Source organism: Carboxylicivirga litoralis, assembly GCF_025499605.1.
Lineage (GTDB): Bacteria > Bacteroidota > Bacteroidia > Bacteroidales > Marinilabiliaceae > Carboxylicivirga > Carboxylicivirga litoralis.
In genome coordinates this window covers 224,267-237,772 of record NZ_JAFMVC010000001.1, presented here as the reverse complement: position 1 = coordinate 237,772, position 13,506 = coordinate 224,267, and the positions used below count along the sequence as shown (strand labels likewise).

Below are 13,506 nucleotides of genomic sequence, written 5' to 3'. Positions count from 1 at the left end.
TTTAGAGTGAATCATCGTTATAATATTTTCATGTATCTGTGTTAGCAGTTATATAATTTTTGGGGATTAATGTAAACTACAAGTGTGTTGAGAAGTTACTTCATTGGAGGAGTGTTATTCCTATTGTTATCAGTCATTGCAGAAGGGCAACAGAATAGTTTTATTAGTTATGGAGAGCAGAATGGGCTTAAACACCCGCTTATTCAATGCATAACTATGGATTCTGTTGGTTATACATGGATTGGTACAACGGAGGGATTATATCTGTTTGATGGAACCTATTTCGATAATTTTAAACACGAATCGGATGATTCTACATCACTATCTGGTAACAACATTAGTACCCTTCATGTAGATAAGAGTAATGAGTTTCTTTGGGTTGGTACCCATTATGGAGGAGTCAATCAATTTAATCTTAAAACGTATAAATCTAAACAGATTCAGCGTCCGGCAAATGGTGACAACATTCGTGGACTTGGTAAAGTGAATGCTATTTACCGACTTCAAAATTGGCTCTTCATCGGAACGGTTGATTTTGGTTTGCAGGTTTATGATATTTCAACTGGCTTATTTTTCGATCTTTATACTCAAAAGTACGATTGTGGGTATGATGTGCATGATATTATTTACCATGCAGGCATACTGTATGTAGGTACAGATAAAGGCGTGTATCAATACTCAGTTGAGCAAATTGAGAATAATGATTACGAACTCAAAAAAGCACCATTTTGTGAATACTCCGAATCAATTAAATCAATAAGTTTTAAGGATAACGCCACTTTATTGGTTTGCTTTGGAAACCGCCTGGTGGCCAAAAATATTGTGTCAGGGAAAGCTCAGATACTCTATCAGAATAAGGTTGATAGTCCGATGCTAACCTGTCATCTGGCTGATGAAGTGGGTAACATCTGGCTTGGAACTTATGGTAATGGTCTTTTTCAGATACGCGATGATGGTTCAATTATTAAACAACATAAAGCAACGGGAGATGATGATGCTTTAGCTAATAATTGGGTCAGTTCAATTTGTTATTCACCTATGTTCGATTTTACATGGATAGGTACAAAAGACGGTTTATCGAAATTTAAAGAAACAGCAGCCCGTTTTAAACAGTTTAAGACGAATGTGAATAAAACCGAGTTAGCCAATAATTTGTTTTTCCTATACAAAGATTCAAAGCGAAATTATTGGTGGTGGACCTATAATGGACTTTTTTCCAAATCTAAAGGGAAAAAAGCTGAACGAATTGATGCATTAGATGGTGTTGTTTTTAATCGTGATACCATTACTTGCGGTTATGAAGATGAACAACAAATGTTTTGGTTAGGAACGTTTGACGGATTAGTAAGTATTGATTTAAATACTATGAATTGTAAACGGACAAGGTTTGCAGGTTCTAACTCAACAGCACAAAACCTAAATGTTATTAAGGAAGTTCAACCTTACGATGGTTATCTTTGGCTGGTTACATATGACGGGGTCATTCGACTTAATCCAAAAACTTTTGTATATCACTCGTTTGCTTATCCCGATTCTTTCAGGCACCATAATGCGATGAAAGTGAATACTGCTTCGTTTGATGAGAAAGGTATTTTGTGGTTAGGGGATAAAGATGGCTTTATCAGTTCGTTTAATACTAAAACTAAAAAATTTGAACGCTTTTCAATAGCACTAAATAACAAACATGGAGTCATAAGGTACAACCGTCCGATGCATTTGTATATGCAAAATGACAGTATGCTATTGATTGCAAGTTATGGTACTGGCTTATTGAGCTTTAATAAGCAAACTAAAGAAGTATCCCAATTGAATAATAACGATGAGTTGCTTAGTACAAATATTTATTCTATTAGTGAGGATAAAGAGGGCTACTTATGGATGAACTCCAATTCAAAAGTGATTCGTTATTCTATAAATGACAAAACAGCTTTAAGTTTTGGAAGAAGCGATGGTACCATGTGTCGAGAATTCAATGAAGGTGCTTATTTTAAGGATAAAGACGGAACCATTTTAATGGGTGGATTTGGTGGCTTTATTGAATTTAACCCAGAGAGTTTTTATCTCAATAAGGCTATTCCAAATGTTGAGTTAAGCTCTTATTCACGAGAAGATGATAATGTTATAGTTGGAGGAGAAGTATACTCTAACTGGGAAAAAATAGAGAGTGATACACTTGAAATTTCAACCAAACATAAACCAATAAAGTTTTATTCCAGTGTACTTAATTATCAAAATTCATCACGCAATTTAGCTGCATGGAAGCTAGAAGGATATGAGAATTCGTGGGACACTTTAATGGCATTTAGTAATAAGATTTATACATCTTTGCCTGAAGGGAAATATACACTTAGAGTAAGAGGTTGCAATAATGATCATTACTGGAATAATGATGGGGATTCTATTGTTCTGATTGTCAAACCTACCTTTACAGATAGTAGATTGTTTAAAGCAGCATTGATTTTGCTGATTATTATCGGTGTATACCTGATGTACTTGGTCAGAGTAAGGTATTTAAATCGGCAGAAAAAGTATTTGGAAAAACGGATTGAAGATCGCACGTTTCAACTTCGTTTAACCAATACAGAGTTGGAAGAAAGCCGTGAAGAAGTAATTTCGCAAAAAGAAGAGCTGGAGCGGTATCGTTATTATTTAGAAGATTTAATTAAAGAACGGACTATCGACTTGGAAAGGGCTAAGCTGAAAGCAGAAGAGTCAGACCGTTTAAAGACTGCTTTTTTAGCCAATTTATCGCACGAAATCAGGACGCCAATGAATTCCATTGTCGGTTTCTCTACTTTGTTAAGCAGCGAGGTATATAGTATTGAGGAGCGAAAGGAGTTTGCACGTGTCGTACAAAAAAGTAGTGATAGCTTGCTTGTACTAATTAATGATATAATTGATATTTCAAGGATTGAAACAGGGCAGGTAAATCTTCATAAGAGGTGGATTAATTTACCAGAGTTATGTGAAGACGTTTTTAAATCATTGGAGCTGAATGTTGATAGTCTGACGGTGAACTATGAACTCGATATTAGGCTTTCAGACAACGAATTTAGGGTTTTTTCTGACGGCGAACGACTTAAACAAATATTAGTTAACCTGCTAAATAACGCTTTAAAGTTTACTTCTGAAGGGCATGTCAGGTTAGTGGTGAAAGAAGGTGTTGATGACAAGCATTATGAAACAATTAATAAAGAGCTGCGAGATAGAGTTGTTTTGTTTGCCGTTGAAGATACCGGACTTGGTATTTCAGAAGACTTCCATGATAACATTTTCTCACCCTTCCAAAAGGTTGAAAATGGACACGATATTCATGGAGGAATAGGATTGGGGTTAAGCATTGTTAAGCAATTAGTGGAAATGTTGGGTGGGCAGATCTGGTTGCAGTCAAAGTTGGGCGAAGGCACTACTTTCTACTTTTATATACCCATTGACGATGCAGCTAAAGACAACAAAGGCCAGGAATAACCTGACCTTACAAGTGTTTTTTTACCTTCTTAAATAATTGGAGTTCCTTTATATACGCTTGACTGACCAATTGGTACAATAACACCTCGGTACTGAACACGTCGCGATGTATTGCCCTGAACCGTTGCATTGGCAATTTGTCCATCGGCATTACAGTCGAGGCGAATATCAAAAGAACCAAGGGCAGAACTGACATACAGTGTAATAAAGTAAGTGCCCTTTTTCTCATTTTTTTTCACGTCGTATTTGGTAACATTGCCACGTACCGAAACACCTCCAACACCATTTTGTCCCATCCCGGTATTTGAACCAAGCTGAACGAATGCTTCATCTCCTTCAACGGCTATAAAGTTTAAACTACTGCTCACATTAACTGTTGTGCCACGTTTACCAGATAGAGTGTTGGCTTCCAGTACCCATTGCTTTTCGTCAATAGCAATGGCCAGTGCTTTAGCCATTAGTTCTGAACGTTCTTTCTCCTGCTGTTTGTGAAGTGCACGACGTTCTTTACGCGTTAACTTTTTTTCCTCCTGTTGTCCGAAGACTACCAACGTAAAACTCAATAATAAACCTATTAAAGCTATCTTTTTCATCGTAACAAATATTAGTTCACAAATTGTGTAAGGTTAAATCAATATCAATGCCATTTTAATCGGTAGCCAAAATTCCATTCAATTACCTCAGCCACCGAGAAATTATGTGCTCGAACTAACAAACCGGCATATATATCGTTTTTGAAGTGATATTTAAGACCAAATTTTTGATACAATAATGGATTGGCATTGGTGCCTTTTTTTCGCAAAGCCAACACGCCAAAATAAGAGGCCACTGACAAACGGTCGATGGTGAATTCGTAGGTACCAAATAGGCCGAGCATCATTTTGTGCGATAGCTTATCGGCAAAAACAACGTTGGGCTCTAAGCTGCCATCTGCGGGGTTATCAACAGTCACATTGAGCGATTCATCGTAAGTTAAGTCAATACCTGCACCAAACTTGTTTTTCCAGGTAGTTTGCTTTAGTACAGCAGTCGAAAGGTTAAAATACGAGTGCATTACATCAGCAGTACCTTGTACATTTTCAGGTAGATCAGAGCCATTGGGGTTGTCGTATAAAATGTTGCGTGCACCCATACCAAATTGCATGGCTACCTCGAAGTGTTGTTCATAAGCTGGCTGAATTTCACGAATCAGCAAAGGCTTGTCTTTAAAACTATAGCTTAATTCAATAGATGGTGATATTAGGTTAATGCCACTATTTGGCTTCTTGGTTCCTCCATTTGAGAAGTGTGTAAAACCAAACGATCCTCTGATGTCCCATCGTGGTGACAAATGGTATTGATAAAACAGGTTAGCATCAATGTACACGGTTCGATGTGAGCCAATTGCTACATTCCACGGGTTTGTATACTTATCATAGGGCTCCCAGTTGTAGGTCAGCCCAAAGCCAAGTTCATAACCCCACATACTCTTTTCTCCTCTTCTAAACGGAAAGCCCATGAAGCCAAAGAGTGCGGTGGGGGTACCTAATTCATCAACATTGAAGAAGTTGGCATTATAAAAAGCCACACCATAATAAGGGAAATTAAAAATATGGTGCCATTCTTTACTACCATCGGTTTGGATCGAATAAGACACATTTAGCGCCTGATAGTAATCAATAACCTGATTAGCACTGTTTTCACCTTCAAGAAAACTATTTGTTTGCAAAACTCTACCTGCATGATAACGTAAAGCAACTGCATTATAACGTTTCGGTTTATTCGTCGATTGAATCGAGTCATTTAGTTGACTTTGTGCCAATAATTGTACACCAACAGCCATTAACACGAGGGTGGTAATAAACTTCATAAATAAGGTATTAATATGTTTGGTTATAAATTGTTATCAACAATTGCATAGTAAAAATAGGCCTTTGTTTGTGATGTTGCATATTAAAGGACAAAAAAATCATAATAAAGTTTAGCATTTTTTAAGATTAAATGGAATCAGATTTGCTTTGAAAGAGAAAATTTTTCTTTGTGAAAGCGTTTGTCAGAAACATATTAATAATGGTAATAGCTGCAAATATATCTTTGTCAGCTAAGGCGCAGCAACCATTACCTAATGCATATTATCAATTGGGTTGGGATAATGATGTGTTTATGATGACTGATTATTACTACACGCAAGGAATGTCGTTTGGTACTTTCCATCCCTTTTTTAAGTACAATCCGGCTAATTTAATCCTGCTTAAGCCTAAAGAATATGATAAAGTGGTTTATGGTTTTTCTGGTTTTCAGAAAACATATACACCAAAGAATATTAGGAGTGATGAGATTCAATATTCTGACCGGCCATATGCGGGCGTTTTAGTGTTTACATCGCATTCAAGGGCTGCAAACAGTGAAACAGGTTGGCTGTATAATTCTGAATTAGATATTGGAGTAATGGGGCCTGCCTCTGGAGCTGGTAGGGTGCAATATCGCTATCACGAATGGTCGGACAATACATTGCCCAATGGTTGGCATCATCAGCAGTATAATTGGCCAATTGTTAATTATAACCTCGAGGTATCGAAGCAACTTTACGAATCATCGGGCATCGACATGTATGCCAAAGGAGGTGCCCGTGTTGGAACATTGCATGACGATGCTTCTGTTGGCTTGCTTTTAAGACTTGGAAAAATGGATAGTTACATGGATAATCTAGGACTGCCATTGATGAGTAGCAGCAAGTGGCAAATGTATTTTAATACCGAGCCTACGCTAACGGTGGTAGGATATAATGCTACGCTTATGGGAGGCTGGCATAAAAATGAGAAAATCCATTACGTCGAGTTTAGCGAAATGAATAAAATCATTGGTAAATGGCGAACTGGTCTGGGCGTCAGCTATAAATCGTTTGGTATTAATTTCGATGTTTTTCTGCAATCGAAAGAGTTTAAAGCCGGTACTCACCATTGGTACACCTCTACAAGGATGTATCTTAATTTTTAGTGGCAATAAGGCTGTATAGTACAACAGAGGCTCCGATAATTAACATGCCCAGTAAAGAGGTGAAATCGGGTGACTCATCAGGTAATATTATCCAACTTAATGTGGCGCCAAACACCGGAATAATAAACTTATAGATATTCAGGTCCGAGACTTTAATGGTTGGTTTTTGCAATAAGAAAAACCATAAAGAAAAGGCAGTGGCAGATAAAAAGCTTAACCAGGTTAATGCCACATAATACTCAACAGGGAAGCGAAAGCCATTAAATGGCTCAGTAAACAGCGAAAAAATAAACAGGAAGGCGCCACCAATAATCATTTGCGATGAGTTTAAAATGATGGGAGAGATGCTGCCCCTGTTTTTACTGACAAATACATTACCAATGCCCGACGCAATATTAGCCATCACTAGCAGTAGTATTCCAAGCAGCTCGCTCCAGTTGTCGGGGCCACTAAGTCCTTTAGGAAGAGCGATGAGTATAATGCCTCCAATGCCCGATGAGATAGTCAGTGTTTTGCGCAGGCTCATTTTATCATTACTCATCATCACATGAGCGGTGAGTGCAGCAAAAAGTGGTTGGGAACCAATAATGATGGCAGCCAATGCACCGTCCAGCATGTCCACTCCCCAATAAAAAAGAGCATACAATATAAAGGTTTGTGTAGCTGACACTTTTATGATTAACCAGAAGTTCTGACGGATAGCCCTGAAATAGTTTGAAAGCGACTTTACCAGTGGTAATAGTAATAAACCTGAAAAGAAAAAACGAAGTCCGGCAAACTGAATAGGTGTAGTGTATTGCAAACCAATCTTGATACCTACAAAAGCAGTTGACCACAATAAGCAAGCGATTATAGCTAAAACAATGTTCTTTACGGTTTCTTTTTGCATATGGCGATAAAATAAGTGTGCAAAAATAGTAAGTATTTTTATTCTGTTGGTTAAATCCAATTGGAAGCCTCTATCTTTGTTACATGCATATAACACCAGATGATATATTATTCCAGGATGAGGTAATGATTGCCGTTAATAAGCCTGTTGACTTACCAGTTCATAAAAATGATTTTATGCCAGCCGATGCTGAGTACTTGACGAAGCAAGTTGGACAATTGACCGATAAGCCTGTTTTTCCTGTTCATCGGCTCGATTCAAAAACATCAGGTGTTATTGTGCTGGCTTTCTCACGCGAAATAGCCGGAGTGCTTAGTCAACAGTTTGAACAAAGGCAAGTGAAAAAGACATATCTTCTTTTGGCAAAAGGAGTTCCGGGAGAAGGTGTTTTCGATAAAAATGTACTTATCAAGAAAAAGAAGAAACGTCAGGCAGCAAAAACTGCTTATAAAACAATTTCTTCTATCGAAACAGGGATATGTTACAAGCAGGAAGAGAATGTGTCAATAAGCCTAGTAAGAGCCACCCCTGAAACAGGACGTTGGCACCAGTTACGACAGCATTTTGCCATGAACCGTACCGATATTTTGGGTGACACACAGCATGGCGACTGGACCTTAAATAAAATAATGACTGAAATTACAGGGGTGAAGCGCTTGTTGTTGCACGCCGCTTCATTGGAGTTGTCACATCCGCTGAATCAGGAAAAATTAAGCCTCGAAGCAAAAATGCCTGAGGCTTATGATGTTGTGCTTACTCAGCTTTCGGGAGCTCAGTATTCTTTGGCTTAGCAGGTTTCTTGCTGCTAAGAGGTGGTTTGTACTGATCAAAACCATGGCCATAAACGGCCATTACATTGGCTACTGAGATAAAAGCATCGGGATCGGTTTCTTTAATGATTTGAAACACCATGTGCGATTCTGACTTTTTAACAATGGTAATAATAAACTCTCTGTCGCCTGCATAGTAATAGCCGCGGCCTTTTAAGAAGCTTAGTCCACGGTTGATTTGCGATGACAACTTATCTGCAATTTCTTTTGGCTTCTGAGAGATAATCAGCACCTGCACCGATTGTCGCGAACCGGTAAGCAGCATGTCTGCTATGTACGACATCAGGCCAACTACTACAAAACCATATACCATTGTTTCCAGCGATTTAAAGACAAAGATGGAAGAACTGATGATAATGATATCCAGAAACATCATAATACGTCCCGGGCTGATGTTGTGATTCTTATTAATAATCATAGCCACAATTTCGGTACCGCCCGTGCTTCCACCCTGCACAAATAAAATGCCGATGCTGGCACCAACCATACCACCGCCAATAATTGCGGCCATAAACTTGTCGGTCACTATTGGGTCTGTGATAAAATACGGAAACACCGTGATGAACAATGATAAGGTTACCAGCGAGTAGATGGTTTTAATACCGAAACCTTTTCCCAGTATTTTCATCGAAAGAAGGATGAGAATACCATTAATTACCAGGTTCGTTGGTCCCACCGGCAATCCAAAAACAAAATATAATAATGAGGACAGCCCCATTACGCCGCCACCAACAATATCGGAAGGGATAATAAAACCGGTCCAGCCAACAGCACTCACCATCAAACCTAGTGTGATGATGGCATAGCTTTTTACTTCTTTTAAAAGTTCTGTTTTTGTCATTTCTAAGGCATTAAAAAAGGTGCCTGTCAAACAAGCACCTTTCTATCTTTAAATATAGTTGTTGTTTTAAAGTGCTTTTTTATAACAGCGTTTCCTTTTGTGTTGAATATGGTCAAACGATTTCCACATCTGAATGGCCACATGGTTATTTTCCAACATACCGGTGGTTTCAACATACTTCACACCATCTTCTTTAGCTGTTTTCCAAAGATCATTCATTAGTAAAGCAGCCACGCCCATTTTCTGTAATTCGGGTTTGACTCCTGTCAGCATCAAATCCATTTCTTTGGGCTTTTTCAATGCTTTCATCACGTGCCACCAGCCAAAGGGTAATAGCTTACCTTTTGCTTTCTGCATGGCTTCCGATAAGGATGGCAATGCAATTAAAAAACCAGCTAACTCATCTTCTTTATCAAGGATGATTTTAACGTAACGCGGATTAAGGATTGGAAAATATTTGTTGATGTAAAACTGCACCATTTTCTCTGGTAACTGGAAAGTGCCAAATAGTTCTGCAAAAGCTTTGTTGAACAAGGCAAATACTTTCTCTTTATATGGTTCCAGCTCTTTACTCGATGTGAAATTAAGTGCTTTTAAGCCATAGCGTTTGGTTAACATGTCAGCTACTTTAAAAGCTTTCTCAGGCAAAGCATCGGGGAAAGTAATCCGGAATTCAATCCAGTCAATTTCTTTTTCGTAACCCAAAGCATTAAAATGCTCCTGGTAATAGGCCATGTGGTAGTCAGAAGCAACCGAAGGTAACCAATCGTGCCCTTCAATCAAACAGCCCTGGTGGTCTAGATTCGAGAAGCCTAAAGGTCCTTGCATTTCAACCATACCTTCTTTCTTAAACCAGTTTTCAACCGTGTTGAAAAGCAAATGGCTGACTTCTTTATCATCAATAAATTCAGGACGCGTGAAGCGACCAATATTTTCACCTTTCTTCTCAATCCACAATGAGTTAATGATACCACCAATTCGGCCAACACATTTGCCATCCTGGTACGCTACCCAAAGCTTCACTTTACAAAACTCAAAAGCCGGGTTTTTCTCTGGAATAACAGAATGGAGCTCGTCCTTTTTCATTGGCGGCACCCAATTCTTCTCGTTTTTATAAAGTATGTAAGGTAAATTGACAAAGTCGTTTAGTGTTTTCTTATCGTTTACCTCTTTTATTACAATACCCATTTTGAAAATAGTTTTGTTTTCCGATTGCGAAGTTAATACATTAATTTGGGTTAATCCTGATAAATTTCTATAATAGAAATCACTCTTTGATGATTTGCTGCATACAATGTGTATTTTTGAGTATGATTAAAAAAATGTCAGGGAAATATTATAAGTCGAGTGTTGCCATCAGCCTTTATTTAGCGCTAACAGTCTTCATTCTGACGCGCATTGGTAAGTATTGCCCTGGTTGCGTTGAAAACATATATGCTTCAGCGTTGTATCCTAAGTTGGCTCAAGCGTTAGCTTGGTTTAGCAATTATTTTAGATTTTCTATTGATGATGTATTATATGCCGGGTTAATCATTTTTTTAGTGCTTAACCTTTTATTGGTCATGTTTCGACGCTTACGATTCAAGCGTTTTTTGGGGCGCATGGTTGTTTTAGTGGCTACTGTTTACTGGGTTTTCAATGTTCTTTGGGGGTTTAATTATTATCGTCAGGATATTAATGCGCGACTTAATATGAAATCGGCCAAAGCTGATGTTAATGAGTTGATGGAGGCTTTTGAATGGCTGGTTCATAAAATAAATGCTTCGTACACGCCCATTTATGCGATAAATAAAAGTGATGTGCTTGAGCATGTACAGCAAGGCTACCAGAAGCAAGCGTCATTTTTAAAAATAGATATAGCAATACTAAGGAGCAGGCCTAAATCTATTTCATTAAGTCAACTGTTTGGTGCCGCTACTATATCGGGTTATTACGGGCCTTTCTTTAGTGAAATTCATTTGAATAATTATGTGTTACCATTGGAATATCCACAGGTTTTGGCACATGAGATGGCTCACAAGCTTGGTGTTACGAGTGAGGCGGAGGCTAATTTTTACGCCTGGTTGGTGTGTTCAGAATCAGATGATAAATGCTTGGCTTACAGTGCGAATTTGTATTTGTTGCAGTATTTTGTTTACGAATGCTATAAACATGAAGGATTTAGAGAAGTGGCAAAGAATATTCGTTACGAGGTAAGGCACGACTTCTACAAATCACATTATCATTGGATGGCTTTGATGAATCGGAATGTAGAACTAGTGGCTACAAAAGTGAATGATGCCTATCTGAAATCCAATAATGTTGAAGCCGGGATTGATGATTACGAAGGTGTAGTTAAACATGTGATGGATTATTTACTGTTAGAACAAGAAAGTCAATAGTTTAAAACTGTTTGATAAAGATTAACTTATTGTTGATAAAGGAGTGACTGTCTAAGTGGTTTGCATTTTATTTTTGTATGCAATAAAAATGGACAAAATGAGTAAGCCTGAAATTATCAATTATCAAGGAAAGCGAATTTTCTTTATGGACTTTACCGGCCTAAGGGAAATTTCGGAAATTGAAGCTTTAATAACAGAAAGCAAAGACTACATCCGCATGCAGCCAGAAAAATCAGTTATTTCATTGACGAATATTCAAGGTATGCATTTCAATGCCGAAATAAAAAACATTTTCTCAGAGTTTATAAGTGGAAACAAACCTTATGTAAGCCATGGTGCTGTCGTTGGTATTTCTGGGCTGCAACGTATCGTTTATAATGGTATTATGAAGCTTACAGGTCGTGATTTGCGTTCGTTTGAAACGCTTGATTTGGCTAAGGAATGGTTGATTTCAAGAAATTAAATGTGAGGGAGATTACCTACTACAATCTATAAGGGGAAGAGGACGAAAGGTCCTCTTTTTTTGTGCGTAAAATTTATTAATGCTAAAAAAAGTGACAACTTTGCATATCAATTCTATGGGCGAGTAATGTTAAATTTTCGATTTATAGCTAAAGTTTTGGGGCATATTTTAGTTGCTCTGAGTTTGTTTTTGTTTGCAAGTGCAGGTGTTTCTCTACTGTATGGAGAGGGTGATTTCTATGCTCATATTTTTTCAGCACTTGTTTGTCTCGTTCCCGGAGGTATTGCTTCATGGGTTTGGCGTAAGGTTCCTAAGGAAATTGGTCGTCGCGAAGGCTTTGTTATTGTTTCAACGGTGTGGGTTATTATGTCTCTTTTTGGTTGTTTGCCATACATTCTTAGTGGCACCATTCCAAATTTCACCAATGCGTTTTTTGAAACCATATCAGGATTTACAACAACCGGGGCTTCGGTTGTTTCTGATATCGAAAGCTTGCCACATGGTATCCTTTTTTGGCGAAGCATTACACATTTTATCGGTGGGATGGGCATCATCGTGTTGGCTGTAGCCATTTTGCCTTATTTTGGATTTGGAGGTATGTCACTTTATAATGCCGAAGCGGCAGGTATTAGTAATGATAAGTTGCATCCGAGAATAAAACAAACCGCTAAATTGTTGTGGCGTATTTACCTGGTTCTGATTGGAGCTGAAACCATCTTTCTTATGCTTGGAGGTATGCCACTCTTCGATGCTTTGTGTCATAGCTTTGCAACCATTGCTTCGGGAGGCTTTTCGACTCAGAATGATAGTATAGCCGGTTATTCGCCCTATATCCAATATATCGTTATTGTATTTATGCTTTTTGCCGGTACTAACTTCACGCTTTTTTATTTTGTATGGAAAGGTAATATATCCAGGGTGTTCGAAAATCGGGAGTTTAGAGTGTACTTGACTGTTATAGCTGTTATTACCGCAATTGTCACATTTACACTAGCCATACTGGATCACCATGAAGGAGAAGAGTCGTTTCGTACGGCTTTGTTCCAGGTGGTTAGTTTGATTACAAGTACGGGGTTTGCAACTGCTGATTATACGGCCTGGCATCCTTACCTGACTTACCTTATGTTTTTGTTGTTGTTCAGCGGTGCTTGTGCAGGTAGTACATCGGGAGGCATAAAAATAATGCGGCATGGCATTTTGTTTCGAAATACCTTACAGGAATTCAAGCGCATGGTGCATCCTCATGCGGTTATTCCGTTGCGTATCAACGGCAAGCCGATAGCTTCGGATGTGGTGTATAAAGTGTTGGCTTTTGTAATGTTGTACATGACCATATTCTCATTAGGAGCCTTTGGTTTAACTGTGGTTGGGATGGATATGGATTCAGCTATGGGCGCAGCAGCTACTACCATGGGAGGTATTGGACCTGGTTTGGGGACGGTTGGTCCGGTTGATAACTATTTTGCTGTACCGCAGGCAGGTAAATGGATTCTCTCTTTTTTGATGTTGCTGGGGCGTTTAGAGTTATTTACTGTTCTGATTTTATTTTCACCACATTTTTGGAAAAAGTAGTAAAAGGTGGATGAAAGATTGAAGCACCAGAGGTTAAAGGAAAATCACAAGGGCTTGAGTTGACAAAATAAATACTTAAATTCGTT

At 38.3% G+C, this 13,506-nt stretch carries 11 protein-coding genes; 6 read left to right on the top strand and 5 right to left on the bottom strand.

The features are described from left to right. Positions 1 to 87: 87 nt before the first annotated feature. Positions 88 to 3,468 carry a sensor histidine kinase gene (locus tag J1N10_RS01030; RefSeq protein WP_262324809.1) on the top strand — a complete coding sequence of 1,127 codons (3,381 nt, stop codon included), beginning with the start codon at positions 88 to 90 and terminating at the stop codon, positions 3,466 to 3,468. Positions 3,469 to 3,497: 29 nt separating this feature from the next. Here J1N10_RS01030 and J1N10_RS01025 read toward each other — a convergent pair whose 3' ends face one another. Both J1N10_RS01025 and J1N10_RS01020 read right to left on the bottom strand, forming a co-directional pair. Continuing rightward, positions 3,498 to 4,061, bottom strand: coding sequence for a DUF4251 domain-containing protein (locus J1N10_RS01025; RefSeq protein ID WP_262324808.1), 564 nt, complete (start codon positions 4,059 to 4,061; stop codon positions 3,498 to 3,500). Positions 4,062 to 4,105: 44 nt separating this feature from the next. Further along, positions 4,106 to 5,317 carry an acyloxyacyl hydrolase gene (locus J1N10_RS01020; protein ID WP_262324807.1) on the bottom strand — a complete coding sequence of 404 codons (1,212 nt, stop codon included), beginning with the start codon at positions 5,315 to 5,317 and terminating at the stop codon, positions 4,106 to 4,108. Positions 5,318 to 5,517: 200 nt separating this feature from the next. On the opposite strand from J1N10_RS01020, the gene J1N10_RS01015 reads away from it, so the two are divergent. Continuing rightward, a complete protein-coding gene (locus J1N10_RS01015; protein ID WP_262324806.1) occupies positions 5,518 to 6,444 on the top strand; it encodes a lipid A deacylase LpxR family protein in 927 nt (308 codons plus the stop codon). Here the strand turns inward: J1N10_RS01015 and J1N10_RS01010 are convergent. Continuing rightward, on the bottom strand, positions 6,434 to 7,333 hold the full coding sequence (locus tag J1N10_RS01010) for a DMT family transporter (RefSeq protein WP_262324805.1): 900 nt from the start codon (positions 7,331 to 7,333) through the stop codon (positions 6,434 to 6,436). The two genes, J1N10_RS01015 and J1N10_RS01010, sit on opposite strands and share 11 nt — an antisense overlap. An 83-nt stretch (positions 7,334 to 7,416) precedes the next feature. On the opposite strand from J1N10_RS01010, the gene J1N10_RS01005 reads away from it, so the two are divergent. After that, positions 7,417 to 8,124 carry a pseudouridine synthase gene (locus J1N10_RS01005; protein ID WP_262324804.1) on the top strand — a complete coding sequence of 236 codons (708 nt, stop codon included), beginning with the start codon at positions 7,417 to 7,419 and terminating at the stop codon, positions 8,122 to 8,124. Here the strand turns inward: J1N10_RS01005 and J1N10_RS01000 are convergent. Both J1N10_RS01000 and J1N10_RS00995 read right to left on the bottom strand, forming a co-directional pair. Continuing rightward, positions 8,087 to 9,004 carry a YitT family protein gene (locus J1N10_RS01000; RefSeq protein WP_262324803.1) on the bottom strand — a complete coding sequence of 306 codons (918 nt, stop codon included), beginning with the start codon at positions 9,002 to 9,004 and terminating at the stop codon, positions 8,087 to 8,089. The genes J1N10_RS01005 and J1N10_RS01000 overlap by 38 nt on opposite strands. Positions 9,005 to 9,070: 66 nt before the next feature. After that, positions 9,071 to 10,192: a GNAT family N-acetyltransferase gene (locus tag J1N10_RS00995; protein WP_262324802.1), complete on the bottom strand. Its 1,122-nt coding sequence runs from the start codon at positions 10,190 to 10,192 to the stop codon at positions 9,071 to 9,073. Between the two features lie 134 nt (positions 10,193 to 10,326). Here J1N10_RS00995 and J1N10_RS00990 point away from each other — a divergent pair, with 134 nt between their 5' ends. The 3 genes from J1N10_RS00990 (at position 10,327) to J1N10_RS00980 (ending at position 13,420) form a co-directional block, all read left to right on the top strand. Continuing rightward, positions 10,327 to 11,385, top strand: a complete 1,059-nt coding sequence (locus J1N10_RS00990; RefSeq protein WP_262324801.1) for a DUF3810 domain-containing protein — start codon at positions 10,327 to 10,329, stop codon at positions 11,383 to 11,385. A 97-nt stretch (positions 11,386 to 11,482) separates the two neighbouring features. Further along, positions 11,483 to 11,848, top strand: coding sequence for a hypothetical protein (locus J1N10_RS00985; protein WP_262324800.1), 366 nt, complete (start codon positions 11,483 to 11,485; stop codon positions 11,846 to 11,848). Positions 11,849 to 11,974: 126 nt separating this feature from the next. Continuing rightward, positions 11,975 to 13,420 carry a TrkH family potassium uptake protein gene (locus J1N10_RS00980; protein ID WP_262324799.1) on the top strand — a complete coding sequence of 482 codons (1,446 nt, stop codon included), beginning with the start codon at positions 11,975 to 11,977 and terminating at the stop codon, positions 13,418 to 13,420. Positions 13,421 to 13,506: the final 86 nt, after the last annotated feature.